Raw genomic sequence first — 25,738 nt, 5'->3', positions numbered from 1 at the left:
GGACAATGAGGGGGGGGATGACTGGGAAAAATTCCCAGTACTAGGCGGAAAAATTCCCACCGAAAAACTCGAAATCAGATGAACTTGAAGCGCGGTGGCCCAGGGGAAATCTCGAGCTCCTTCCCTGGGCAGTCGTCAATCGCTGCCCACGTGACCGCATACAGCGCGCAACGGGCCATTCCCTGCTCTCTGCCGCCCTTACGGCTCTCCCTTGTGCGAACGATCAGTCCAGCCTCCATAAGCTCAGAGAGGGCTGAGGCAAGCGTCTTCGCATCCATAGGCTTACCCTTGGCCATCATTGAGGCAGTGCAGGACAGATCCCCGTTATTGCGGCCGTTGTAGTTCCTGGCCAACTTGATCAGCACCGTTACCGCCTTGGTCGACAGATTGTCGAAGGCGTCGCTGACCAAGAGCCGATAGGGAAGCGCCAAAACTCGGCCGCCGCCAAAATCGACTTTGTAGGATTTCTTTCTGGCCATTCAACGGCTCACAGGCAGGTGCGAGCGCTTGCCCCACAACTGGGGAAAGCGCTGCATATCTGGTTTAGGACGCTTCGCGCATGAGGATGTACTTGGCCACGCGATGTGGCGGGCGGCCTGGCTCGGTGGACTGATGCGTCCAATAGGTACGAATCTCGTTGCCTTTCTTTCTGAGGCGGCGGATCGTATTTGGAGGCTGGACTATATCCAGGTCCCTAGCGGCTTCGATGGTCGATATAGGGCCGTTTCTCAGCGCCTCAATCATCTTGCGGTCTTGCTCTGTCGAAGAATGGCGTGTCATAGTTTGGCCTTCACGTTGGTGCTATCCAGTGTGTTTTCGTTAGGGCGGTGCTCGAACACCGCCTTAACGCTCTCTCTATCATTCAGTTCTCTTGATTCACTCCTTTCCGGTCCTCTTTCCTGGGGCATCGCGCTAATCACCGGGCACCTTCCTTCGCTGCTCGTTCGATCCAAACCTTAAGTTCGGTCATCAGAATCAAGCGACGTCTACCAAGCTTGAAGGTTTTGATTTCTCCCTTTGCTATCAACTCATACACACCCGATCGCGAATATCCGACGATCCGAGCTGCGTCTTCGACGCTAACGGACAAGGCTGCTGGTTTTTCTGCTGCAAGCATTTTGGTTCTCCATCGGCCATTGGAATTAAGTGGCCGTGGATCAATCCTATTCCTTGAGAATACTGTACGTCAACTGGTGCTATATGATTTGTATGAACGTATGGACTCGCTCGGACGTACGGATTAGGATTGTCGCTCGATTTATGGCTCGGAGATTTTGAAATGGCCAAGAACAAACCTAACCAAGGATCGCGGAAGACCGAAACACTGACCCTCCGGTTAGATCCAAAGGTCAAATTCACGATCGATGTCATTTCTCGAGTAAAGCGGCAGTCAATTACTGGCGTGGTAGAAGCAGCAGTCGAAGCGTTAGTTTTCGATCTTGATGTTCCATTCCATGATGGTGGGAACACGGAGAATTGGTCGGTTGCTAATGCCGTAACAGAAGTGTGGTCGACTGATGAAAGTGAGCGCTTTGTAAATCTCTGCTATCACCTGCCTAATCTCCTCACATATGAGGAGCAGCGTATCTGGGAGACGATTAAGGCATCCCCCGTTTTCCTAGACAAAGGGCCCGCAAAAATTGGCACTCACTGGCAAGTCGAGGGGGTAGGTCGCCTTGATCGGGCGCAAATTCGAATATTCTGGAGCGACCTTCTCGAGCACGTGGAGGAAAACAAAGAAAGCCGCACCATCGTACCCTTTGAGCCGCCTCTCTAAATCAGCTCTACTGCGGCGGCCTTGGTGCCTGGCGCCAAGTGCGCGTAGCGCAGCGTCATTTTGATATCGGCGTGCCCCAGCAGATCCCGTACCGTGTTGAGCGGTACGCCAGCCATTACCAGGCGTGAAGCGAAGTCGTGCCGCATATCGTGCCAGCGGAATCCGTCGATCTGCGCCCGCTCAAGCAACTTGAGCCAACCGCTTTTGACGTCCTCAAAGCGACCGCCGCCCTGACCTGGGAACACATACGCCGACTTGCTCACCTGCTTCTTCCAGGCTTCCAGTACACCAACGGTTTCCTTGTTCATCGGGATGTGGCGCGTATCGCTTGTCTTGGTGGTGGCCCCGGCGACTGTGATTGTCTTCGTGTTGAAGTTTACCGCTGACCATTCCAGGTCGAATAGCTCTCCGCGCCTCATGCCGGTATTCAACGATATCAACACCATTGGCTTCAGGTGATCGGTGAAGGGCAGTTGCAGGAGGCTTGGCAGTGGCTCTCTGTGGCGGTCCGTCCGCCAGGTGTTTGCACTCTCGCGCTCGACCCTCATTTCGTCCTGTCGAGCGTCCAGGGCATCGCGTAGACGCTTGGTCTCGTCAGCAGCCAGGTAGCGAATCACCCCCTTTGAGTCGACTTTGAGCTGTTTCAGCTTGGCCAGAGGATGCTCGTCGATGTAATCCCACTCGACCGCCCGGCTGAATACTCCGCTGATAGAGCCCATTTTCCGGTTGACCGTGGAGGGCTTGTTGCCGGCCTGCATCCATCCTGTGCGGATCAGCTCCAGGTCTCGCCCGGTGATCGCGTCCAAGCGCTGGGCCATGATTGGGTCGAAGTTATTGCTGAGGGTGTGCTGCGTCTTCTCGTGGCCTTTGTGATGAGCCTTGAACCACGGCATATAGGTGTCGTCGATGAAATCGCGCAGCGAGGGCAGAGCTGACCCCTTGCGCCCTTGGGCGATGGCGAGGGGCTCGCCGTGGGCGTGCGCATCGGCTAAGTACTGGGCGGCCTCGGTTCGGGCTTGGTCAAGGGTAAGCACGCCGACACGCCCGAGGGTGGCGTTCTTGTTTCGGCCCCAAGTGACCATGTAGGACTTGTGACCGCTGGGCAGCACGCGAATGAAGAAGCCGGGTTGCACGGTGTCATGCACGCGGTATGCTTTCGCCTCGGCGGCTAGGCTGCCAATTAGCTTCTGAGTGATTTTGGATTTCAAGGGTTAGTCCGTGACAGCAGGGTGGCAGCAAAACGCACTATACCGCTCGATGTTCACGGACTCAATGGGACTAAAAGGCCCAGTAATACTGGGCTTATGGCTGTGCCTGGTGGGTCGAAATTGACCATCCTAAGGGGAAGGTTGGCCGTTCGAACCGGCCCTGGGACACCAGATTCGAGGCCTCGTACAGATTCGTCTGGCGGGGCTTTTTTGTGGGCGTTTTCCGAAGATGGGTCGAACCTTGCCAGGGTTCTAGGTTCACACCACTGGCATCGTGTATTTATAGCGATTCGTGTATCCCACGAGCAGCCGGACTGCGTCTGAGTCTTGTAGCAAATAATCCCCCGGAAACAGCGCATACCGCCTGTCCGGACCCGGCCACCCCGGACTATCATGCCGATAGCCCTGTCTCTCACTGCAAGGAGCCGCTCGGAACGCCGATGCGCCAGATCTGGAAATCTTTTCGAGCCCTTTATTTCGCCTCCTTGATGATGCTGATCGGCTCCGGCCTGCTCAGTACCTACCTGGCCTTGCGCCTGGCGGCCGACCAGGTGGACAGCCTGTGGGTCGGTGCGCTGATGGCGGCCAACTATTTCGGCCTGGTGCTGGGCGGCAAGATCGGCCACCGCCTGATCGCCCGGGTCGGGCATATACGTGCTTATGCAACCTGCGCCGGTATTGTCGGCGCGGCGGTGCTGGGCCATGGCCTGGTCGACTGGCTGCCAGCCTGGATCGTGCTGCGGATCATCGTGGGCCTGGGGATGATGTGCCAATACATGGTCATCGAGAGCTGGCTCAATGAACAGGCCGACGCCAAGCAGCGCGGCGTGGTGTTCAGCGGCTATATGATCGCGTCCTACCTGGGGCTGGTGCTCGGCCAGTTGATCCTGGTCATGCACCCTCAGCTCGGCCTCGAATTGCTGATGCTGGTCGCGCTGTGCTTCGCGCTGTGCCTGGTGCCGGTGGCCATGACTCGCCGTATTCACCCGGCGCCCCTGCATCCGGCGCCGATGGAGCCACGCTTCTTCATAAAGCGCGTGCCGCAGTCGTTGAGTACCGTGCTGGGCGCGGGGGTAATCGTGGGCTCGTTCTACGGCCTGGCGCCGCTTTATGCCTCCCAGCAAGGCCTGACTACCGAGCAGGTGGGTCTGTTCATGGGGAGCTGCATTTTTGCCGGCCTGTTGGTGCAGTGGCCGTTGGGCTGGTTGTCGGACCGCTATGATCGCGCGCTGCTGATTCGTTGCTTTGCCCTGTGCCTGGCGGTGGCGGCGCTACCGCTGGCGATACTGACCAAAGTGCCACTTGAAGTGCTGTTCGTGGCGGGCTTCTTGTGTTCCCTGGTGCAATTCTGTTTGTACCCGCTGGCGGTGGCGTTCTCCAACGATCATGTGGAAGGCGACCGTCGTGTCTCGCTCACCGCCATGCTGCTGGTGACCTACGGTGTCGGCGCGAGTATCGGGCCGTTGCTGGCCGGTGTGGTGATGAAGATGTTTGGCAGTCACATGCTGTATGCGTTTTTCAGTCTGTGTGCGCTGATCCTGGTGTGGCGAATTCGGCCGAAAGCCGTGACTAACCTGCATCAGGTGGATGACGCGCCGTTGCACCACGTGGCGATGCCCGACAGCATGTCCAGCTCGCCGTTGGTCGCCTGCCTCGATCCGCGGGTGGACGAGGCGGTGGTGCAGGAGCAGATGCAAACCGCCACGCCGGAACCCGAGCCGGAAACGGTCACGCCGGTCGACGAGCCGCTCTTTGAGGGGCCGCCTGAGCCGCCGGGCCCGGACGAGCATCCTCACGACTTGAGCAGGGCGCGCCCCTGAATGCAAAAACGGGCAGATCCCATCAGGGGCTGCCCGTTTTTTTTGCTGCGATCTTTGAGTTTAAAAATCGTCGTCTTTGTCGAAACGCCGTGCTTCGCGTTGCAGTTGGTACACAAAGCGCTCGACCTGGCGCTGCACCAAACCACTCATATTGTGGAAGCGCACGCCGGCAAACGTGGTGTTGATCTTTTCTTCGAAATGCAGGTAACGCAGTTCGACCGAGGTGGTCATGCTGCCGAAGGGCAGGGCGGCGATAAAACGATCGTAGACCTGGCCCAGTTGCAGGCGCTCGGAGATGTCTCCTTCGAAGCGCAATTTGCAACCTGTGGCGGAAATATCCAGCAGCTTGCCGCTGACCGGAGCCTTGAGCTTCTCGCCACCCAGCTCGATGTTCACCAGTTGCGCCAGTTTCAAGGCCGCGCGAAAGGCATTGCGACGCTGGTGGTAGACCACTTCGCTGGGCAGGCTACCGGTGTAGATGCGGTGGCCGTCCTTTTCGCTGATGCTCAGGTTGCCATTGCTTTCCCATGCGACACGCACGCCGTCGTGGAACCCTTCGATACGGAAGGGTTCGCCGTTTTCGAGGTGACGTTCGCCATCGCGAGGAATCATTTCATCCAGGGCCAACGTGCCGCTGTCCCGATTGACGTCTACCAAGTAGCTCTGAAAGCGCTGGCTGCGTTCATGGAAGGTGATGATCAGCGGGTCATGGCTTTCTTGCAGCATGCGCAAGGTACTGGCGATTTCCAGAGGCGTGGTGAGGACCTTGGGTGGCTGCGGGGCATCTTCCGCATTAAGGGCGTTGAACACGGTTCTTCCATCTCCAGACAAAATACGACTACACGCAAGAGCAGGCATTCTGCCAGTATGTGGCGCGCCTTGGATAGGCCGCGCTGTAAACCGGCGTCAGGCTTGGCTGCGGGTGCTTGGCTTGACCAGGCGCGAGGTGGAACCCTGAGCGTTGTAAAGCGCTGGAGGCTCTCCGCCGTGAAGTATACGCAACTGGTTGGCGGTCGTGGCTTGCTGAAGCTGGATCGACTGACCGTTGAGCTGGTTGGCTTCCTGGCACTGGGTGAGCAATTGGTTGAGTGCTTTGCTCTGGGCCAGTAGTTGATCGCCGACCGAGGAGTGGCTGGCCAGCTGCGCGAGCCCATCATGGTCGGCCGGCAGGCCCAGGCTGACGAGGATCTCGCTGCGTTTTTTGCCGTGCTGTTCCAGCAGGACAATCAGCGATTGCTTGCGCGCCAGAATTTCTTCCAGCAAGGGCATGTCCCGGCCGTAAAGGGCCAGGGATTCTTCCCTGAGCAGCTCGAGCAGCAATTGCGTCGGTGCTAGATCATCAATGATCAGTTGAAGCAGGGTTTCGTCGTGATGCATGGCTGGCCTTGGGGTTTAAGCGTCCAAAAGCCCGGCGCAGGCCTTTGCCTAGCGCTCGGCTTCGAAATTAAGCAGCTTGCTGGCTACACGGTTGCTGTCGACTTTATAGCTGCCATCGGCGATTGCCTGTTTCAATTCGGCCACACGGGCTTTATTGACCACCGGTTGATCGCGCAGCGAGTCAGTGACCTTCTGCAACTGTTGAGCCTCATTGCTCAGGTGTACGGATTCCCCGCTCTGGCTGGCGCTGGCCTGTTCTGCCTTGACGGGCACTGGCTGAGCCTTGGCTTCTACGCTGTCCTTGGTGCCGGCAGTGCGCGTAGGGGCCGACGTCGTCGGGGTGTTATTCAAACGGCTGAAATCGATGACCATGATCAAAAAACCTCTGGGTATTTGGACGCTTGCCATGTTTTCGGCCATATCTGGACAAACTTTAGGCTCGAATGACAATAAACTGCACAGGCCGGCATCCAACCGACAGTGTAGGAAAAGCTGGCGTCTGATACCAGTGGTCTATAAAGCCACCTCCACTTGGCCGGGGGCCGTGACCCGCGCCTTGATCACCCGGTTGGAGTTGAGATTCTTCACGCGGATCTGTTCGCTCATACCGCCGTTGGACAAGGCTTCCCCCGGCATTTTGACCTGCAGCGCGCCACTGCTGGCGGAAATCACCACCTGGTCACCTTTGCGAATCACCTCGGCCTGCTCCAGATGCACCAGGGTGATGACCTGATCGGTGACCACTGGTCGGGTCAGTTTCTGCCCGACGGCCTGGTCGAGGGAGGTCAGGTAGCCCTGGCTGATCATGCTGATGTCGCGCTCGCGCAACACCACGTCCTCGAAACCGATAATCCCCGTGCGTTTAAGTGGACGGGCAACCACCACCACATCGCGGAATAATTTGACCTGAGCGGGCACGAACACCGTCCAGGGCGAGGCGCCGTCGCAACGCACCTTGACCGTTACACGCCCGATGGGCTGGGCGGGGCTTTCCAGGGTGGCTGTCAATTCCTTGTCGCACATTGGCATGCGCAGGCGCGGGTCCAACTGGTTGACCTGGATTTCGTAACGCCCCGGCGTCTGTGTGGTCGCCAGATAATCTTCTACAGTGAACTCAAGAAAGCCCTGGGTGACGCCGATAAGTAGATCAGGCAAGGTGACGTTATCTGCGCGGGCCGTGGCGCCCAGGCCCAAGGCAAGCAGTGCCAGCGGCGCGCAGAGCAGTCTGCAATACCGTGTCAGGTGGAGGCGTCGGGAAACTGTCGTTTTAATATCCATGACCAATAAATAGCAAAGCTCGTGCCGTTTAGTGTTGGGTGCGCGTCACTGCCCTTATAGGTATGGCCGAAGGTTTTAGCGTGGGAGTCAAGGCATGGCAGGAGTAATGGATTCAGTAAACCAGCGCACACAGCTGGTGGGGCAGAATCGCCTGGAGTTGTTGCTTTTTCGCCTGGACGGCAAGCAGTTGTATGGCATCAACGTGTTCAAGGTGCGGGAAGTGCTTCAATGCCCCAAGCTGACGATCATGCCCAAGTCCAGCCCGGTGGTGTGTGGCGTTGCCAACATACGTGGCGCGACGATCCCGATTCTTGATCTGGCCCTGGCCACCGGTTCCGCCGGGCTGCAGGACCGCGAAAACCCGTTCGTGATCATTACCGAGTACAACACCAAGACCCAGGGTTTCCTGGTGCGCTCGGTGGAGCGCATCGTCAACATGAACTGGGAAGAGATCCATCCGCCACCCAAGGGCACCGGTCGCGATCACTACCTTACGGCGGTGACGCGGGTCGACAACCAGCTGGTGGAAATCATCGACGTCGAGAAAATCCTCGCCGAAGTGGCGCCTACTTCTGAGTCGATCTCCGTGGGTGTGGTGGACGCCGAAACCGCGCACAAGGCAGTCTCACTGCGCGTGCTTACGGTGGACGACTCGTCCGTGGCGCGCAAGCAGGTGACCCGTTGCCTGCAAACCGTCGGGGTTGAAGTGGTCGCCCTCAATGATGGTCGCCAGGCGTTGGACTACCTGCGCAAGCTGGTGGACGACGGCAAGAAGCCGGAGGAAGAATTCTTGATGATGATCTCCGACATCGAGATGCCGGAAATGGACGGCTATACCCTCACGGCCGAGATCCGCAACGATCCACGCATGCAAAAATTGCATATCATCCTGCATACTTCGTTGTCGGGTGTATTCAACCAGGCGATGGTCAAGAAGGTCGGTGCCGATGACTTTTTGGCCAAATTCCGTCCTGATGACCTGGCATCCCGGGTTGTCGACCGGATCAAGGCAGCAGATCACAGCTAAGGTGTTTCCCTTGGCGGTCATACGATTTTAGAGGCGGTATCAGTGTCTACAGGTAATTTGGATTTTGAACAGTTCCGGGTCTTCCTGGAAAAAGCCTGTGGCATATTGCTCGGTGAAAACAAGCAGTACCTGGTATCCAGCCGTCTCAACAAACTGATGGAGCAGCAGGGTATCAAGTCGTTGGGTGAGCTGGTCCAGCGCATCCAGGGCCAGCCGCGCAGCGGGCTCAAGGAGATGGTGGTCGATGCCATGACCACCAACGAAACCCTGTGGTTTCGCGATACCTACCCGTTTGAAGTGCTCAAGAGCAAAGTGCTGCCGGAGGCCATCAAGGCCAGCCCGGGCCAGCGCCTGCGCATCTGGTCGGCCGCCTGTTCCTCGGGGCAGGAGCCGTACTCTATTTCGATGTCCATCGATGAGTTCGAGCGGACCAACATGGGCCAGTTGAAGGCCGGGGCGCAAATCGTGGCCACCGACCTGTCCGGCACCATGCTCACCAACTGCAAGACCGGCGAGTACGACAGCCTGGCCCTGGGGCGTGGTTTGTCCCAGGAACGCCTGCAGCGTTACTTCGACCCGAAAGGGGCGGGACGCTGGGCGGTCAAGGCGCCGATCAAGAACCGTGTGGAGTTCCGCTCCTTCAACCTGCTAGACAGCTATGCCAGCCTGGGCAAGTTCGACATGGTGTTCTGCCGCAACGTGCTGATCTACTTCTCGGCCGAAGTGAAGAAAGACATCCTGTTGCGCATCCACGGCACGCTCAAGCGCGGTGGTTATCTGTTCCTTGGCGCTTCTGAGGCGCTGAACGGTCTGCCGGACCATTTCCAGATGGTGCAGTGCAGCCCGGGGATCATCTACCAGGCCAAGTAAGGCTGACGCGGTCAAAAATGTGGGAGGGGGCTTGCCCCCGATGCCGGTGTGTCAGTGATCGATGTATCAACTGAACCGCTGCCATCGGGGCAAGCCCCCTCCCACATTTGTTTTGCGGCAAACCGAAGTAAAGCGGCAACCCTCATTGCCGCTTTACTGGCGCCACGCGGAAACCGCTTGCCGCTTTTCTGGCATTGCCGCTGGCAACCTCCTCCAGAACCCTTGATCTACGGGCCTTCGTCAGATTGGCATGCACCTTGCTATAACCCTGGTAACGAAAAGCAGGTCAGCCCTTGAAGGTTTCCGCCATGAGCATCAGCTTCGATAAAGCGCTCGGTATCCACGAACAAGCCCTGGGCTTCCGCGCCCAGCGTGCCGAAGTCCTGGCCAACAACATTGCCAACGCCGACACCCCGAACTACAAGGCTCGGGACCTGGACTTCTCCGCCGTGCTCGCCGCACAGCAAGACAAGACCAAGAACGGCACCTTCGCCTTGAACATGACCAACAGCCGTCATATCGAAGCGCAAGGCTTGAGCAATGGCGACGAGTCGTTGCTGTATCGCACGCCGATGCAGCCGTCGATCGACCAGAACACCGTCGACGCCCAGTTGGAGCAATCGGCCTACGCCGAGAACTCGGTGAACTTCCAAGCCAGCTTTACCCTGCTCAACAGCAAATTCAAAGGGCTGATGTCAGCCCTGCGTGGAGAGTAAGCCATGTCCCTGTCCAGTGTTTTCAATATTGCCGGCAGTGGCATGAGCGCGCAGACCACGCGTTTGAACACCGTCGCCAGTAACATCGCCAACGCCGAGACCGTGTCTTCGAGCATTGACCAGACCTACCGCGCCCGTCACCCGGTGTTCGCCACCATGTTCCAGGCTGGCCAGAACGGCGGCAGTGATTCGCTGTTCCAGGACCAGGGTGCCGCCGGCTCCGGCGTGCAGGTACTCGGTGTGGTTGAAGATCAGAGCAACCTTGAAGCGCGCTACGAACCCAACCATCCCGCCGCGAACGAAAAGGGTTATGTCTACTACCCCAACGTCAACGTGGTCGAGGAAATGGCTGACATGATTTCCGCCAGCCGCTCGTTCCAGACCAATGCGGAAATGATGAACACCGCCAAAACCATGATGCAGAAGGTCCTGACCCTGGGTCAGTGATAAGGGGCGCCAAATAATGGCCATCGTTGATACATCAAACAACACGCCGGTCCAGGACCTGTTCAACTCCAAGGTCAAGAACGCCCAGGACAACAGCAGCGTCAGCGACGCCGCCAATAAGGCGACGGGCAAGCAGGCGTTGGGCAAGGATGCGTTCCTGCAACTGCTGGTAACCCAGCTGAAAAACCAGAACCCGCTGTCGCCGCAGGACAACGGCGCGTTCGTGGCGCAACTGGCGCAGTTCAGCAGCCTGGAAGGCATCAACACCCTGAACGACTCGGTGAATGCGATCTCCACCAACTTCAGCTCGTCGCAGGCGTTGCAGGCCTCGTCGCTGGTCGGGCGCTCGATCATCATCCAGACCGACAAGGCCATGGTTGATACGAGCAAGAGCATGACCGGTTCGGTGGCGGTGACCTCGGCGGTGGGCAACGTCTCCGTCAAGATCACCGACAAAGACGGCAACGTGGTGCGCACCATCGACATGGGTGCCCAGAGCGCCGGCACCCAGAACTTCATCTGGGATGGCAAGAACGACAAGGGCGAGGTTGCCCCGGCGGGCACCTACACCTTCAACGCCACCACCAAGAACGACAAGGGCGACTCCGTGGCCCTGGCCACTTCGCTGCCCGCGACGGTAACGAGCGTGACCCTGAGCAAGACCGGCGGCGAAATGCTGCTGAACCTGGCGGGCGGCATGGGCAGCGTCAAGCTGTCGCAAATTCAGACTATCGGTACATAGAGCCGGCTAAATACGGCAGAGGGAGAGAAACATGTCTTTTAACATCGGCCTTAGCGGCCTCTATGCGGCCAACAAACAACTGGACGTGACCGGCAACAACATCGCCAACGTCGCGACCACTGGCTTCAAGTCGTCCCGTGCGGAATTCGCCGACATCTACGCCGCGTCCAAGCTGGGCACCGGCCAGAACAGCATCGGCAACGGTGTGAACCTGGCGGCCGTGTCGCAGCAATTCACCCAGGGTGACGTCAACGGCAGCGGCGGTATCCTGGACATGGCGATCCAGGGTGGCGGCTTCTTCGTGCAGAAGGGCAGCGACGGTTCGCTGGAGTACACCCGCAGCGGTGCCTTCCGTGCCGACAAAGACGGCTACATCACCAACAATACCGGCACTTCGCGCCTGCAAGGCTACGCGGCAGATGCCGATGGCAAGATCATCAAGGGCGGCCTGACCGACCTGCAACTGAACCTGTCGAACCTGCCGCCCAAGGCCTCCACCAAAGTGGACTCCACCAGTAACCTGAACTCCTCGGAGCCGGTGATCGACCAGGTGGCCAAGCCGTTCAACCCGAACGACACCAGCACCTTTACCACCCAGTACAGCACCACCTTGTACGATTCCCAGGGCAACGCGCACCCGATGGTGCAGTACCTGGTGAAAACCGACGGTAACAAGTGGAATGCCTATACCCTGATCGATGGTCGCAACCCCAACGGTTCGGCGCCAACCGGCACCCCATCGACTCCACCTGTGCCATCGACCTTGACCTTTGACGGCGCCGGCAAGCTCACCAGTGTGGTCACCGGTGGTGTCTCTGATAAGACCCTGACCATTAGCGGTTGGGTTCCTGGCACCGTGACCAACGGTGTGTGGAAGGCCAACGGTGCAGATGCGAACCCAGCAGGTATCGCCGTCAACATGGCCAACATCACCCAGTACAACTCGGCCACCTACCGCAACCCACCGGTCACCGATGGCTACGCCACCGGCCAGATCACCGGCCTGAAAATCGACGGCAGCGGCGTGCTGTTCGCCACGTTCAGCAACCAGCAGAGCAAGGCCATCGGCCAGATCTCGCTGGCCAGCTTCAACAACGAACAGGGTCTGCAGCCTGCCGGTAGCACTACCTGGAAAGAAACCTTCGCCTCGGGCCAGCCGGGTTATGACACCCCGCAAGCCGGTACCCTGGGTTCGATTGTGGCCAACTCCCTGGAGAACTCCAACGTCAACCTGACCAACGAGCTGGTAGACCTGATCAAGGCCCAGAGCAACTACCAGGCGAACGCCAAGACCATCTCCACCCAGAGCACCATCATGCAGACCATCATCCAGATGACCTGATATGCGGTAGCGCTGCACAAAAAGCCCTTCGTAAGAAGGGCTTTTTTGTGGGCGTAAGAAAAAGTGCCGATGACATATCAGGTTACGTGCTTTGAAGCTTGGGAAGGAACGCGCTTGACCTGTTCTGCCACTGATTGAACCAGAGCCTGGGTGGCTCACCAATCAAAGGGGGGCGGGGAATGTGGCATTCAGGAGTGTCCGGGCAAGGCGCTCGGCGTGTCGGGTATATGCCTGGCCAGGCAGGCGGCGATACACCTGCGGTTGCGCCGGTGGCTGAAGTGTCTGCGGTGAAGCAGTTGCTCGGCGAGCTGTTCGATGCGCAACAGACCGGCAAGAATCAGGTGGTTCAGGATACGCGCGACAAGTTGAATGCGTTACGTGAGAAATTGGGGAGTGAGAAGTTCAAGGAAATCCTCAACACAATGATTGAGGCCGCTGATGCACAGTTTCGTGAGTTTCTCAGGCAGCTGTTGAAACAGTGGTTTCCCGAAGACGAGGATTCACAGCCACCTGCGCCCCCTGTGTCGCCAGGCGGTCGTCGCGGTCCCAGCGTTCCCCGAAGTGATTTCGGGCCCTCTGAGTCCATGAGCAACAAGCCGGTTACTGAAGGGGCAAGGCACTTCAACTACAGGCCGGATAACAGCAACCCCGGAAAAAAGCCTGACAATATCTGGAGCGGATTCAGTCAGGGCCCCGATGGTAATTGCATCACGGTTTCCGCCATCAAAGCCGCCATGATGCAGTATGGCCAGAAGCCTACCGATGTCTTCAAGGACGTGAAGGAGACTGCAAACGGTTACGACGTGACAATGCGCGATGGCTTCAAGCTGTCATTGACCAAAGACGAAGTGAAGCAAGCGGCCAGGCATGCTCAATTCAAGGGGGATGACCCGGCAATGATGACGGACGCCAACTTCATGTATGCCGCCAGCGCCAAGCGGGCGCAGATGGAAAATAACGACGGCACGGCTGGGAGAAGTTTCCGGGCAGCGATGGATAGCCTCAATGATGGCGAGGATTCGCGTGAGGGCTTGGATCGACTGGGGTTGAAGGGGCGCTACCGGCCTGCGAGCGACGCCGATTTGAGAAACAGCAAGGTGGGCACCGTGGAGTACGACGGACACTCGATGGCGGTCATCAATGGCCGGGTTGAGTTGTGGGGAGGGCGAGGCGGTGTGCCTAAATCGGGTGTTGCGACCATCTTGTTCTAGTCAGCGTACTTGCCTGTAGCCCGACAAAAAAAGCCCCCGATACACCATGGATATATCGGGGGCTTTTCAGTCTTGGGTGGTTAAACCCAAGGCAGGCTCAGCTTATTGGCAAGCTTCGCAATCCGGCTCGTCAATCGCGCAGGCTTTTGGCACTGGCGCCGGGCCGGCTGGCGCAGCAAGCACCGAATCATCACCGTGGTTGCCGCCGCTGGAAACAGCGTTCAGCTTACCGGTGTTGATGGTCGACTTCTCGGTGCTGGTCGCGGCCAGGGCACGGAGGTAGTAAGTGGTTTTCAGGCCACGGTACCAGGCCATGCGGTAGGTCACGTCCAGCTTCTTGCCCGAAGCGCCGGCGATATACAGGTTCAGGGACTGCGCCTGGTCGATCCACTTCTGGCGACGGCTGGCGGCGTCAACGATCCACTTGGTGTCTACTTCGAAGGCGGTCGCGTAGAGCTCTTTGAGTTCTTGCGGGATGCGCTCGATCTGTTGCACGGAACCGTCGTAGTACTTCAGGTCGTTGATCATGACCGAGTCCCACAGGCCGCGAGCCTTGAGGTCGCGAACCAGGTACGGGTTGATCACGGTGAATTCGCCCGAGAGGTTCGATTTCACATACAGGTTCTGGTAGGTCGGTTCGATCGACTGCGATACGCCGGTGATGTTGGCGATGGTGGCGGTCGGTGCGATAGCCATGATGTTGGAGTTACGAATGCCTTTCTGCACACGGGCACGTACCGGCGCCCAGTCCAGGGATTCGTTCAGGTCGACGTCGATGTACTTCTGGCCACGGGCTTCGATGAGGATCTGTTGCGAATCCAGCGGCAGGATGCCCTTGGACCACAGCGAACCCTGGAACGTCTCGTAGGCGCCGCGCTCGTCGGCCAGGTCGCAGGACGCCTGGATCGCGTAGTAGCTCACCGCTTCCATGGACTTGTCGGCGAACTCGACCGCAGCATCCGAACCGTAAGGAATGTGCTGCAGGTACAGCGCGTCCTGGAAGCCCATGATGCCGAGGCCGACCGGGCGGTGCTTGAAGTTGGAGTTCTGCGCCTGTGGCACCGAGTAGTAGTTGATGTCGATGACGTTATCGAGCATGCGAACAGCGGTGTTGACGGTGCGTTCCAGCTTGGCGGTGTCCAGCTTGCCGTTGACGATGTGGTTCGGCAGGTTGATCGAGCCCAGGTTGCAAACGGCGATCTCGTCCTTGTTGGTGTTCAAGGTGATCTCGGTGCACAGGTTCGAGCTGTGGACCACGCCCACGTGCTGCTGCGGGCTGCGCAGGTTGCACGGGTCTTTGAAGGTCAGCCATGGGTGGCCGGTTTCAAACAGCATGGACAGCATTTTGCGCCACAGGTCTTTGGCCTGGATGGTCTTGAACAGCTTGACCTTGCCTGGGTACTCGGTGAGGGCTTCGTAGTACTCGTAGCGCTCTTCGAAGGCTTTACCGGTCAGGTCGTGCAGGTCCGGCACTTCGGATGGCGAGAACAGGGTCCATTTGCCGTCATCGAAGACACGCTTCATGAACAGGTCGGGGATCCAGTTGGCGGTGTTCATGTCGTGGGTACGACGACGGTCATCACCGGTGTTCTTGCGCAGCTCGATGAACTCTTCGATGTCCATGTGCCAGGTTTCCAGGTAGGCACACACCGCGCCTTTGCGCTTGCCACCCTGGTTTACGGCCACGGCAGTGTCGTTCACCACTTTCAGGAACGGCACGACGCCCTGGGACTTGCCGTTGGTGCCCTTGATGTACGAACCCAATGCACGCACCGGGGTCCAGTCGTTGCCCAGGCCGCCGGCGAATTTGGACAGCATGGCGTTGTCGTGGATCGCGTGGTAGATGCCCGACAGGTCATCCGGCACGGTAGTCAGGTAGCAGCTCGACAGCTGTGGACGCAGGGTGCCGGCGTTGAACAGGGTCGGGGTCGACGACATGTAGTCGAAGGACGACAGCAGGTTGTAGAACTCGATGGCACGATCTTCTTTCTGCTTCTCTTCGATCGCCAGGCCCATGGCCACGCGCATGAAGAACACTTGCGGCAGTTCGAAGCGGATACCGTCCTTGTGGATGAAGTAACGGTCGTACAGGGTCTGCAGGCCCAGGTAGGTGAACTGCTGGTCACGCTCGTGGTTGATCGCCTTGCCGAGTTTTTCCAGGTCGAAGGTGGCCAGGACCGGGTTCAGCAATTCGAATTCGATACCCTTGGCGATGTAGGCCGGCAGGGCCTTGGCGTACAGGTCAGCCATCTCGTGGTGGGTGGCGCTGTCGGCGACTTTCAGGAAGCCCAGGCCTTCGGCACGCAGGGTGTCCATCAGCAGGCGCGCGGTCACGAAAGAGTAGTTCGGCTCGCGTTCAACCAGGGTACGGGCGGTCATCACCAGGGCGGTGTTGACGTCGGTCAGGGCCACGCCGTCGTACAGGTTCTTCAGGGTTTCGCGCTGGATCAGGTCACCGTCGACTTCTTCCAGGCCTTCGCAGGCCTCGGTGATGATGGTGTTCAGGCGGCCCAGGTCCAGCGGTGCAAAGCTGCCGTCGGCCAGGGTGATACGGATCGACGGATGCGCTTGCACGGCGGCTTCTTCGGCCGGGGAGCGTACCGCACGTTCCTTGGCACGCGAATCACGGTAGATCACGTAGTCGCGGGCGACTTTCTGCTCGCCGGCACGCATCAGGGCCAGTTCGACCTGATCCTGGATTTCTTCGATGTGGATGGTGCCGCCCGACGGCATGCGACGCTTGAAGGTCGCGGTGACCTGTTCGGTCAGGCGGGCAACGGTGTCGTGGATGCGCGACGAAGCGGCAGCGGTGCCGCCTTCAACTGCAAGAAACGCTTTGGTGATGGCGACGGTGATTTTGTCATCGGTGTAAGGAACGACAGTGCCGTTACGCTTGATCACACGCAGTTGGCCAGGTGCGGTGGCGGACAGATCCAGGTTCGAATCAGCGGCCTGCGGCACGGAGCCTTGCGGGTTCTCGCGAGTTGTGTCGGTTTGCATGGGGGGTTGTCTCCACGTTCTATATTTGATTGCGAGTGCCAGGCTCTTCCTGCAACACCCGTACCGTTTTCCATATCGGGGATGGGAAACAGCTGCCATCCGCGTGAGCGGTTTGGTCTACTGAAAATCGGTTGGTTCCATGCTGCGCTAGCAATAAAACGCTTGAATTTCGAGCCACTTGTGTGGTTGGGCGATTTCTTCGAAAACCCCACATGTAGGGTCTTCTGTAGTGCCGAGGTACAAGATAATGCGTTTTCGAGGGGTTAGCAACGCAGTAACCTGTGGATAAAGCTGTGAGTAAAATGTGTAAGAAAGGTAGAACAGCCGTGTAGGCCGCATTGCTGCTGGATTACGCCGTTTGTCATTAAATGTTTCGGTCTGAAAACAAGCGGCCCATTTTCGAAGGGCGCGAACCCTATCACAAAAAAACCTGATCACCGAATGGATTTCCTGGCTTGTGTTTGAGGGCTGGCCCATGGCTACAATCGCCTGCCTCGGGCTAAGAAGTGACCCACATCATGCCCGCCTTTTATGACAGACATTGAGGTCACCCGTGGAGCAAGAAGCCTGGCAGGTATTGATAGTCGAAGATGACCAGCGACTGGCCGAATTGACCCGTGAGTACCTGGAGAGCAACGGCCTGCGGGTCTCGGTGGAGAGCGATGGTGGCCGGGCGGCGGCGCGGATCATCGCCGAACAGCCCGACCTGGTGATCCTCGACCTGATGCTGCCCGGCGAAGACGGCCTGAGCATCTGCCGCAAGGTGCGTGAGTGCTATGACGGCGTGATCCTGATGCTCACCGCGCGCACCGACGATATGGACCAGGTGCTGGGCCTGGACATGGGCGCCGACGATTATGTGTGCAAGCCCGTGCGTCCGCGCCTGTTGCTGGCGCGCATCCAGGCCCTGCTGCGGCGCAGCGAAGCGACGGAGCCAACCGCCGTGGAGAACCAGCGCCGCCTGCAATTCGGCCCTCTGGTGGTGGACAACGCCCTGCGCGAGGCCTGGCTGAATAATGAGGGCATCGAACTGACCAGCGCCGAGTTCGACCTGCTGTGGCTGCTGGTGGCGAATGCCGGGCGCATTCTGTCCCGCGAAGAAATCTTCATTGCCCTGCGCGGCATCGGCTACGACGGCCAGGATCGCTCTATCGACGTGCGTATTTCTCGCATACGCCCCAAGATAGGTGACGACCCCATCCACCCGCGCCTGATCAAGACCATTCGCAGCAAAGGCTACCTGTTCGTCCCCGAAGCCGCCGCCGACATGCCGCTGTGAACTCGATCTTCCTGCGCATATACGGCGGCATGTGCGCGGCGCTGATCCTGGTAGCGCTGCTCGGCGTGCTGGCCCTGCACCTGCTCAACGAGGTGCGCAGCGGCCAGTACCGCGAGCGCCTGGCCCATGGCACCTTCGCCTTGATGGGTGACAACCTGCAACCCATGAGCGCCATCGAGCGCCAGCGCGCCCTGGCGGTGTGGGAGCGTTTGCTGGGGATCCCGCTGGAGTTGCGCCCGCTGGCCGATGCGCAACTGGACTTGAGCCAGCGCAATCGCCTGCAACGCGGCCAGGTGCTGGTGGAGCAGACCGGGCCGCATGCCGCGCGGGTGCTGCGTTTGGTCAGCGAACAGGAGCAGCTTGTTCTTACAGGCGAGGTTCAGCAGATCAGCGAACAACTGGCCCGCGCGACTATCTACCTGCTGGCCGATGAGCTGGTGCGCTTCCCGGTGGCCGAACAGCCGCAGCGCCTGGCAGATATAAAGGAAACCAAGGGCTTTGGCTTTGATATGCACCTGATGACCCTCGACCAGGCCGATATGGATGAAGACCAGCGTCGGCGGGTTTCGGAAGGCGACACGGTGATGGCCCTGGGCAAGGGCGGCGATTCGATCCGCGTGTTTGCCGGCATGGTCGGTACGCCGTGGGTGCTGGAGATCGGCCCGTTGTATCAGATGAACCCTTACCCGGCGCAATGGCTGATCCTGATCGCCTTGATCGGCCTGACCCTGATCGGGCTGATCGTCTATCTGTTGGTGCGCCAGCTTGAGCGTCGGCTGCGCGGCCTGGAGGCCGCCGCCACCCGCATCGCCAAGGGCAACCTGGAAGTCCGCGTGCCGGCCCGTGGCGCCGATTCGGTGGGGCGGCTGGCGGCAGCGTTTAATGGCATGGCCGAGCATTTGCAACAGCTGCTTGCTATCCAGCGTGAACTGGTGCGCGCTGTGTCGCACGAGCTGCGCACGCCGGTGGCACGCCTGCGTTTCGGCCTGGAGATGGTTGGCGACGCCACTACCGTCGAGGCTCGGCGTAAATACCTGGAAGGCATGGACAACGACATCCAGGACCTTGATGGCCTGGTGGATGAAATGCTCACTTATGCGCGCCTGGAACAAGGCTCGCCGGAGCTGAATTTCCAGCGCGTCGACCTCGATGCGCTGCTCGACCAGGTGATCGGCGAATTATCGCCACTGCGTCCGCAAGTGACCGTGGCCCGAGGGATCTGCTTGTCTTCGACGCATTGGGACGACGCCTGGGTCGACGCCGAACCGCGTTACCTGCACCGTGCCCTGCAGAACCTGGTGAGCAATGCCATGCGCCATGCCCAGGGGCAGGTGTTGATCAGTTATCAGGTGGGCCAGGTACGCTGCCGCATCGACGTGGAAGACGACGGCCCCGGTGTGCCGGAAAGTGCCTGGGAGCGCATCTTCACGCCGTTCCTGCGCCTGGACGACAGTCGCACCCGTGCCTCGGGCGGGCATGGCCTGGGGCTGTCGATCGTGCGGCGGATTATCTACTGGCACGGTGGGCGGGCGTTGATCAGCAAGAGCAATAATCTGGGCGGCGCGTGTTTCAGCTTGAGTTGGCCCAGGGATCAAGAGAAACCCTGATGGATCAGGCGCTGATTGCGACCAGGCTCAACAACTGCCCATCATCCACCGCGAACTGCCCCGCCAATTCCTTGCCGTGGCACCATTCTTCGGACAGGTCCGTCAGCAGTCGCAACCGCAGATGCCCGGCCTCTGACCATTCCAGCAACTCGGCATGCTCAAAGTAGAAACGCTTTTGCACAATGGGGTAGAGCGCCTTGAACAGGCTCTCCTTGGCGGAGAACGTCAGCGTCACCAACAGAGCGATCCTTTCTCTTGGCAAGGCGGACATGCGCAGTAATTCATCAGCCGTCAGGATTTCCCCCGCCAACCGCTCGGCCCGCTCGAGGCTCAGCACATTCTCCAGGTCCATCCCCAGCCCGCGCCATTGCGCCTTGTGCCCGACAATCGCGGCGGCATGCCCGGTGCTATGGGTGATGGAGCCGCTGATAGGCGCGGGCCACACCGGTGCGCGGTCTTCGCCGATCGCGGGGATGCAGTCCAGGTGATCTAGCTGTTGCAGGGCGGCACGGGCGCACAAGCGGCCGGCGAGGAACTCGGCCTGACGCTTGGCTACCGAGCGCTGGATGCTCGCCGGTGGCGGCACGGCACAGCGCTGGAAATCGCCGGCCGTGAGCAGGGCCGGGTCAAAGCGCGTGCTGAGAAACACCGTGCCGGGCAACGGTTCGGGCAGCGGCCAATGGGCGTCGAGTGGGGTGCAGCAAGCGGGCAAGGGATTCATGGTCGGTATTTTGCCGAGTTGAGGGGCGTGAGGATAGCCCACTGCGGTTCAGGTGAGGTTCAGAGCCTGTTCAGGGGGAGTTCAGGGGGGGCTGCGTAGTCTGGGGCATACAGCCAAACGCATAGAGGTAACACCATGACTGCGATCAAACAGCTGATGTTGGCGTTAACCATGCTCAGTGCAACCGCTGGGGTCCAGGCATCCGATGGCGCCTTCGCCGCATTCGGCGGTGAGAAAACCAAGAAATCCAGTACCTTGATCCAGCGTGTCAGCTTCGAAGAAATGGGCAGCCAACCCACGCCCTGGGGCCAGTCCCTGGGCCTTGCAACACCGCAGCCGGCCTACCGCGCCGGCTATGAACACCTGACCGGCCAGTTCAATGGCATTAAACTGCGCCCGCAAGACCTGCAGGGCCGCTATGATATCCCTCTGTCGGACAGTTGAATTGCTTTGGAGAGCCTTATGAAATTGCTGGTGGTGGAAGATGAGGCGCTGCTGCGTCATCACCTGTTTACCCGCCTGACCGACAGCGGGCATGTGGTCGAGGCCGTGGCCAATGCCGAAGAGGCGCTGTACCAGACTGGCCAGTTCAATCATGACCTGGCGATTATCGACCTGGGCCTGCCCGGCATGGGCGGCCTGGACCTGATCCGCCAACTGCGTACCCAGGCCAAGACCTTTCCGATCCTGATCCTCACCGCCCGCGGTAACTGGCAGGACAAGGTCGAAGGCCTGGCTGCGGGGGCCGACGACTACGTGGTCAAACCGTTCCAGTTCGAAGAGCTGGAGGCGCGGATGAACGCTTTGCTGCGCCGATCCAGTGGCTTTACCCAGTCGACCATTGTTGCTGGTCCCTTGTTGCTGGACCTCAATCGCAAGCAGGCGTCGCTCGAAGAGCAGCCGCTGGCGTTGACCGCCTACGAATATCGGATCCTTGAATACCTGATGCGCCATCACCAACAAGTGGTCGCCAAAGACCGCTTGATGGAACAGCTCTACCCCGATGACGACGAGCGTGATCCGAATGTCATCGAGGTGCTGGTCGGTCGCCTGCGTCGCAAGCTGGAAGGCCCGGCCGGGTTCAAGCCGATCGACACGGTGCGTGGCCTGGGCTATCTGTTCAATGAGCGCTGCCGTTGATTCGCTCGCTACGCGTACGCTTGATGCTGGCGGCCGCCACCCTGGCCGTGCTGTTCATGCTCGGCCTGTTGCCGGCCATGCAAGGGGCGTTCAGCCTGGCGTTGCAGGACTCCATCGAGCAGCGCCTGGCGTCGGACGTCACCACCTTGATCTCTGCCGCGCGGGTCGAAAACAACCGTCTGCTGATGCCGGCGCAGTTGCCCGACGAACGCTTCAACCTCACTGACAGCCGCCTGCTCGGCTATATCTACGACCGCGAAGGCCACTTGGTGTGGCGTTCGCGGGCGACCAAAGAAGAAAACATCAACTACAAGCCGCGCTACGACGGGCGCGGTAACGAGTTTGCGCGGATTCGCGAGGCCAACGGCCAGGAATTCTTCGTGTATGACGTCGAGGTCAGGCTGCTGGGCGGCAAGAGCGCCGCCTTCAGTATCGTGGCCCTGCAACCGGTGCGCGAATACCAGTTGACCCTGGAAGGCCTGCGCGAAAATCTCTACCTGGGCTTCGGCGCAGCCTTGCTGGTGTTGTTGACCTTACTGTGGCTGGGCCTGACCTGGGGCCTGCAAGCCCTGCGCCGGCTGAGTCAGGAGCTCGACCAGATCGAAGGCGGCACCCGCGAGAGCCTCTCCGAACAACACCCCCGCGAATTGCTGCGCCTGACCGGCTCCCTCAACCGCTTGCTGCACAGCGAGCGTGAGCAACGTGCGCGCTACCGCGATTCCCTCGACGATTTGGCCCACAGCCTGAAAACCCCGCTCGCGGTGTTGCAGGGAGTGAGCGAAGAAATGGCCCAGCGTCCGGAAGATCGCGAGCAGGCCCGGGTGCTGCAATCGCAGATCGAGCGCATGAGCCAGCAGATCAGCTACCAGTTGCAGCGCGCCAGCCTGCGCAAAAGCGGCCTGGTGCGCCACCAGGTGCGCCTGGAGCCGGTACTGCAAAGCCTGTGCGATACGCTGGGCAAGGTCTATCGCGACAAGCGCGTCAGTGTGTCCTTCGACCTGCCGGAAGAATGTGACGTGCCAATCGAGAAAGGCGCCTTGTTGGAGCTGCTCGGCAACCTGCTGGAAAACGCCTACCGCCTGTGCGTGAGCAAAGTGCGCATCAGCCTCGTGGAAAGCCTGGAAGGCACCGAGCTGTGTATTGAGGATGACGGGCCTGGCGTGCCGCCGGATCAGCGTGCCAGGATTCTGCAGCGGGGTGAACGGCTGGACCGTCAGCACCCGGGGCAGGGGATTGGGTTGGCGGTGGTCAAGGACATCATCGAGAGCTACGGTGCGCGTTTGACCCTGGGCGATTCACCGTTGGGTGGCGCCGCCTTCAGGATTCACTTCCCGGCTTTGTGATCTTTATGGGGTGTACAGGCCTCATCGGGGGCAAGCCCCCTCCCACCTTTGAATGTGTTCAAACATCAAAATGTGGGAGGGGGCTTGCCCCGATAGCGTCAGTCCAGGCGCTACATCTTTAGCTCTCTTGGGCTCGGTAAGCCCCCGGCGTCAAACCCGTCCACTTCTTGAACGCCCGATGAAACGCCGACGGTTCGGAAAACCCCAACTGCTCGGCAATCTCCTGCAACGACAAATCCGCCCGCCCCAAATGATAGATGGCGATGTCCCGCCGCAGCTCATCCTTGAGTGCCTGAAAGCTGGTGCCTTCTTCGCGCAAATGCCTGCGCAGGGTCTGCGGGCTGATGTGCAACTGCTGGGCGACGGCTTCCAGGTCGGGCCAGGGTGTACGGTCGCCGCTGAGCAAGCGGCGGAGCTGGCTGCTCAAGCTGTCGCCTTCATCCGGCCGTGACAACAGGTCAGCGGGGGAGCGCTCGAGGAAGTGCTTGAGCGTGCGTTCGTCCTGCAACAGCGGCAGGCTCAGGTAGCGGCCGTGAAATACCAGGCTGCTGTTCGGTGCGCCGAATACCTGGGTGCAGGGAAACAGCAGGTCATATTCGCTGGCGTGAGCCGGCATCGGGTAGCTGAAGGTGGCCTGGTGCAGGCGGATGCGTTGGCCGATCAGCCAACTGCCGAGTCGATGCCAGATCACCAGCAGGCATTCGCTGAGGAAGTGATCCGGGTCCCACAATTGCGAGTCGTCCAGGCTCAAACGGGCCATTTCGCCTTCACGTGTCAGCTGCCAGCGTGGTCCCTGCGGGAATAGGCTATAAAACAATAAGCCGCGTTCCAGGGCTTTCTCAAGGGTGCGGCAGTGGATCAATGCGTGGCACATCATGGCAAAGGTGCCGCGTTTGCTGGGGCCGTCGGCAAACCCCAGGTATTCATCGTCCAGCGCCAGCCAGAGCATTTGCAGCAACCGGGTAAATTGTTCCGGCGCGATGCGGGCGCGGGGTTCGGTCAGCAGTTCCGGGGTGATACCTGCTTGCAGCAGCAGGCCCGAGTAGTCGTAACCGACCCGACGCGCACCGCCGAGGGCTGCCCGGGCGTAATGGCTGGCGATGGTACGTTCACGCATGCGAAGGCCTCTTCCATGGACGGGCGGATGGTAGCCACCCTCGGATGGGGTCACAAGGCGGATATCCGCCAAATTGTAGGACGGGATCAGGTTGGTGGGCGGAAATCCGCCACTCGATTCGGTGCCTGGGAGGGCACTTGTAAAGCCAAAACCCTGATGTCTAAAGGCCTTCAGGGTTTTTCAGCAAAGTGGCACGGCGTTTGCGATAAGGATGACAGCGCAGGCTGCACCTACAGACCTCGCAAACAACAAATCCCTCCAGTGCAGGAGGGTTCGCAATTCAAGTGTCGTGGGCAATGGCGGATATTTGCCACACGGGACGATTGAGGAACTTTGCAATGACGACTCGTCAGCCTATCTACAAATCCCTGTACTTCCAGGTGATCGTTGCAATCGTTATCGGTATTTTGCTCGGTCACTTCTACCCACAGACCGGTGTGGCCCTCAAGCCACTGGGTGACGGGTTCATCAAACTGATCAAAATGGTCATCGCCCCGATCATCTTCTGCACCGTTGTCAGCGGCATCGCTGGCATGCAAAGTATGAAATCGGTCGGCAAGACCGGCGGCTATGCACTGCTGTACTTCGAGATCGTTTCCACCATCGCGCTGCTGATCGGCCTGATCGTGGTGAACGTGGTGCAACCGGGCAACGGCATGCACATCGACGTCGCCACCCTGGACGCTTCCAAAGTGGCAGCCTACGTCACTGCCGGTAAGGACCAGAGCATCGTCGGCTTTATCCTCAATGTGATCCCTAACACTATCGTCGGCGCGTTCGCCAACGGCGACATCCTGCAAGTGCTGATGTTCTCGGTGATCTTCGGTTTCGCCCTGCACCGCCTGGGTGCCTACGGCAAGCCGGTACTGGATTTCATCGATCGCTTCGCCCACGTGATGTTCAACATCATCAACATGATCATGAAGCTCGCGCCAATCGGTGCCCTGGGCGCCATGGCGTTCACCATCGGTGCCTACGGTGTGGGTTCGCTGGTGCAACTGGGCCAGTTGATGATCTGCTTCTACATCACCTGCCTGCTGTTCGTGCTGGTGGTGCTGGGTGGTATCTGCCGCGCTCACGGTTTCAGCGTGTTGAAACTGGTTCGCTACATCCGTGAAGAGCTGCTGATCGTTCTGGGTACTTCGTCTTCCGAGTCCGCACTGCCACGCATGCTGATCAAGATGGAGCGTCTGGGCGCCAAGAAGTCCGTAGTAGGCCTGGTCATCCCGACTGGCTACTCGTTCAACCTCGACGGTACGTCGATCTACCTGACCATGGCGGCCGTGTTCATCGCCCAGGCGACTGACACTCACATGGACATCACCCACCAGATCACTCTGCTGCTGGTGCTGCTGCTGTCCTCCAAAGGCGCTGCAGGCGTGACCGGTTCGGGCTTCATCGTACTGGCGGCCACCCTGTCGGCCGTAGGTCACCTGCCGGTTGCCGGCCTGGCGCTGATCCTGGGTATCGACCGCTTCATGTCCGAAGCCCGTGCGCTGACCAACCTGGTGGGTAACGCCGTTGCCACCATCGTTGTAGCCAAGTGGGTCAAGGAACTGGACACCGACAAGCTGCAAAGCGAGCTGGCGTCCGGCGGTACCGGCATCTCGGAAACCCGTGAGCTGGATGACCTGGGCGTGGCCGAAGGCCCTGCACCTGTGGTCAAGTAAATCGCCGATGGCGTGAACTAACGCCGACAGCAACGCACAAACGCCC

At 59.6% G+C, this 25,738-nt stretch carries 26 protein-coding genes; 15 read left to right on the top strand and 11 right to left on the bottom strand.

The genetic code is table 11. The features are described from left to right. Positions 1-74: 74 nt before the first annotated feature. The 3 genes from BFN10_RS16280 to BFN10_RS16270 all read right to left on the bottom strand — a co-directional run bounded on the left by BFN10_RS16280 (position 75) and on the right by BFN10_RS16270 (position 1,117). A complete protein-coding gene (locus tag BFN10_RS16280; RefSeq protein ID WP_071490530.1) occupies positions 75-479 on the bottom strand; it encodes a hypothetical protein in 405 nt (134 codons plus the stop codon). Positions 480-543: 64 nt separating this feature from the next. Continuing rightward, complete coding sequence (locus BFN10_RS16275; protein ID WP_130898133.1) at positions 544-780, bottom strand: helix-turn-helix domain-containing protein; 237 nt, start codon at positions 778-780, stop codon at positions 544-546. A 136-nt stretch (positions 781-916) separates the two neighbouring features. Next, positions 917-1,117 (bottom strand): helix-turn-helix domain-containing protein, encoded by a 201-nt coding sequence (locus BFN10_RS16270; protein WP_071490528.1) that lies wholly within the window; start codon positions 1,115-1,117, stop codon positions 917-919. A gap of 162 nt (positions 1,118-1,279) precedes the next feature. Between BFN10_RS16270 and BFN10_RS16265 the strand changes: the two genes are divergently transcribed. Next, a complete protein-coding gene (locus BFN10_RS16265; protein ID WP_071490527.1) occupies positions 1,280-1,777 on the top strand; it encodes a hypothetical protein in 498 nt (165 codons plus the stop codon). Here the strand turns inward: BFN10_RS16265 and BFN10_RS16260 are convergent. Then, positions 1,774-2,985 (bottom strand): site-specific integrase, encoded by a 1,212-nt coding sequence (locus BFN10_RS16260; RefSeq protein WP_071490526.1) that lies wholly within the window; start codon positions 2,983-2,985, stop codon positions 1,774-1,776. The two genes, BFN10_RS16265 and BFN10_RS16260, sit on opposite strands and share 4 nt — an antisense overlap. A gap of 440 nt (positions 2,986-3,425) precedes the next feature. On the opposite strand from BFN10_RS16260, the gene BFN10_RS16255 reads away from it, so the two are divergent. Beyond that, positions 3,426-4,805, top strand: coding sequence for an MFS transporter (locus tag BFN10_RS16255; protein ID WP_071490525.1), 1,380 nt, complete (start codon positions 3,426-3,428; stop codon positions 4,803-4,805). A gap of 60 nt (positions 4,806-4,865) precedes the next feature. Here the strand turns inward: BFN10_RS16255 and BFN10_RS16250 are convergent, their stop codons facing one another. From BFN10_RS16250 to flgA, 4 genes are all read right to left on the bottom strand, one after another. After that, entirely contained in the window at positions 4,866-5,615 is a 750-nt protein-coding gene (locus tag BFN10_RS16250) for a flagellar brake protein (protein ID WP_071490524.1), read from the bottom strand. 96 nt (positions 5,616-5,711) lie between these two features. Next, positions 5,712-6,182, bottom strand: coding sequence for a flagella synthesis protein FlgN (locus tag BFN10_RS16245; protein WP_071490523.1), 471 nt, complete (start codon positions 6,180-6,182; stop codon positions 5,712-5,714). Between the two features lie 48 nt (positions 6,183-6,230). Further along, positions 6,231-6,554: a flagellar biosynthesis anti-sigma factor FlgM gene (gene flgM, locus BFN10_RS16240; RefSeq protein ID WP_071490522.1), complete on the bottom strand. Its 324-nt coding sequence runs from the start codon at positions 6,552-6,554 to the stop codon at positions 6,231-6,233. Positions 6,555-6,695: 141 nt separating this feature from the next. Beyond that, positions 6,696-7,460 carry a flagellar basal body P-ring formation chaperone FlgA gene (gene flgA, locus BFN10_RS16235; RefSeq protein WP_058427495.1) on the bottom strand — a complete coding sequence of 255 codons (765 nt, stop codon included), beginning with the start codon at positions 7,458-7,460 and terminating at the stop codon, positions 6,696-6,698. A gap of 94 nt (positions 7,461-7,554) precedes the next feature. On the opposite strand from flgA, the gene BFN10_RS16230 reads away from it, so the two are divergent. From BFN10_RS16230 to BFN10_RS16200, 7 genes are all read left to right on the top strand, one after another. Next, positions 7,555-8,487, top strand: a complete 933-nt coding sequence (locus tag BFN10_RS16230; RefSeq protein WP_071490521.1) for a chemotaxis protein CheV — start codon at positions 7,555-7,557, stop codon at positions 8,485-8,487. A gap of 42 nt (positions 8,488-8,529) precedes the next feature. Then, on the top strand, positions 8,530-9,357 hold the full coding sequence (gene cheR, locus BFN10_RS16225; RefSeq protein WP_027607785.1) for a protein-glutamate O-methyltransferase CheR: 828 nt from the start codon (positions 8,530-8,532) through the stop codon (positions 9,355-9,357). A 308-nt stretch (positions 9,358-9,665) separates the two neighbouring features. Further along, on the top strand, positions 9,666-10,073 hold the full coding sequence (gene flgB / locus BFN10_RS16220) for a flagellar basal body rod protein FlgB (RefSeq protein WP_010208346.1): 408 nt from the start codon (positions 9,666-9,668) through the stop codon (positions 10,071-10,073). A 3-nt stretch (positions 10,074-10,076) separates the two neighbouring features. After that, positions 10,077-10,520 (top strand): flagellar basal body rod protein FlgC, encoded by a 444-nt coding sequence (gene flgC / locus BFN10_RS16215; protein WP_058427493.1) that lies wholly within the window; start codon positions 10,077-10,079, stop codon positions 10,518-10,520. 16 nt (positions 10,521-10,536) lie between these two features. Continuing rightward, positions 10,537-11,262 carry a flagellar hook assembly protein FlgD gene (gene flgD / locus BFN10_RS16210; RefSeq protein WP_058427492.1) on the top strand — a complete coding sequence of 242 codons (726 nt, stop codon included), beginning with the start codon at positions 10,537-10,539 and terminating at the stop codon, positions 11,260-11,262. Positions 11,263-11,293: 31 nt separating this feature from the next. Continuing rightward, positions 11,294-12,604, top strand: coding sequence for a flagellar hook protein FlgE (gene flgE / locus BFN10_RS16205; protein WP_071490520.1), 1,311 nt, complete (start codon positions 11,294-11,296; stop codon positions 12,602-12,604). Positions 12,605-12,831: 227 nt separating this feature from the next. Next, the gene (locus BFN10_RS16200; protein WP_071490519.1) at positions 12,832-13,815 is read left to right on the top strand and encodes a hypothetical protein; all 984 of its coding nucleotides are present in this window, start codon (positions 12,832-12,834) and stop codon (positions 13,813-13,815) included. A gap of 102 nt (positions 13,816-13,917) precedes the next feature. Here BFN10_RS16200 and BFN10_RS16195 read toward each other — a convergent pair whose 3' ends face one another. Then, complete coding sequence (locus BFN10_RS16195; protein WP_071490518.1) at positions 13,918-16,815, bottom strand: ribonucleoside-diphosphate reductase subunit alpha; 2,898 nt, start codon at positions 16,813-16,815, stop codon at positions 13,918-13,920. A gap of 553 nt (positions 16,816-17,368) precedes the next feature. On the opposite strand from BFN10_RS16195, the gene BFN10_RS16190 reads away from it, so the two are divergent. Together BFN10_RS16190 and BFN10_RS16185 are read left to right on the top strand one after the other, a co-directional pair. Next, positions 17,369-18,094 carry a response regulator gene (locus BFN10_RS16190; RefSeq protein ID WP_071490517.1) on the top strand — a complete coding sequence of 242 codons (726 nt, stop codon included), beginning with the start codon at positions 17,369-17,371 and terminating at the stop codon, positions 18,092-18,094. Then, positions 18,091-19,701, top strand: a complete 1,611-nt coding sequence (locus tag BFN10_RS16185; RefSeq protein WP_071490516.1) for an ATP-binding protein — start codon at positions 18,091-18,093, stop codon at positions 19,699-19,701. The genes BFN10_RS16190 and BFN10_RS16185 overlap by 4 nt, the downstream gene beginning before the upstream one ends. A gap of 4 nt (positions 19,702-19,705) precedes the next feature. On the opposite strand, the gene BFN10_RS16180 is transcribed toward BFN10_RS16185, so the two are convergent. Beyond that, positions 19,706-20,422, bottom strand: a complete 717-nt coding sequence (locus tag BFN10_RS16180) for a 4'-phosphopantetheinyl transferase family protein (protein ID WP_071490515.1) — start codon at positions 20,420-20,422, stop codon at positions 19,706-19,708. 135 nt (positions 20,423-20,557) lie between these two features. Here BFN10_RS16180 and BFN10_RS16175 point away from each other — a divergent pair, with 135 nt between their 5' ends. Genes BFN10_RS16175 through BFN10_RS16165 form a run of 3 tightly spaced genes read left to right on the top strand, consistent with a single transcriptional unit; the run spans position 20,558 to position 22,905 of the window. Beyond that, positions 20,558-20,866, top strand: a complete 309-nt coding sequence (locus BFN10_RS16175) for a hypothetical protein (protein ID WP_071490514.1) — start codon at positions 20,558-20,560, stop codon at positions 20,864-20,866. Positions 20,867-20,884: 18 nt separating this feature from the next. Continuing rightward, positions 20,885-21,562, top strand: a complete 678-nt coding sequence (locus BFN10_RS16170) for a response regulator (RefSeq protein WP_058427484.1) — start codon at positions 20,885-20,887, stop codon at positions 21,560-21,562. After that, complete coding sequence (locus BFN10_RS16165; RefSeq protein ID WP_071490513.1) at positions 21,559-22,905, top strand: ATP-binding protein; 1,347 nt, start codon at positions 21,559-21,561, stop codon at positions 22,903-22,905. The genes BFN10_RS16170 and BFN10_RS16165 overlap by 4 nt, the downstream gene beginning before the upstream one ends. Positions 22,906-23,023: 118 nt before the next feature. Here the strand turns inward: BFN10_RS16165 and BFN10_RS16160 are convergent, their stop codons facing one another. Continuing rightward, a complete protein-coding gene (locus BFN10_RS16160; RefSeq protein WP_071490512.1) occupies positions 23,024-24,022 on the bottom strand; it encodes an AraC family transcriptional regulator in 999 nt (332 codons plus the stop codon). 338 nt (positions 24,023-24,360) lie between these two features. Between BFN10_RS16160 and BFN10_RS16155 the strand changes: the two genes are divergently transcribed. Further along, positions 24,361-25,692 carry a dicarboxylate/amino acid:cation symporter gene (locus tag BFN10_RS16155; RefSeq protein WP_071490511.1) on the top strand — a complete coding sequence of 444 codons (1,332 nt, stop codon included), beginning with the start codon at positions 24,361-24,363 and terminating at the stop codon, positions 25,690-25,692. Positions 25,693-25,738 lie beyond the last annotated feature (46 nt).

Source organism: Pseudomonas extremorientalis (assembly GCF_001870465.1).
Lineage (GTDB): Bacteria > Pseudomonadota > Gammaproteobacteria > Pseudomonadales > Pseudomonadaceae > Aquipseudomonas > Aquipseudomonas extremorientalis.
This window is presented reverse-complemented; position numbering and strand designations above follow the sequence as displayed.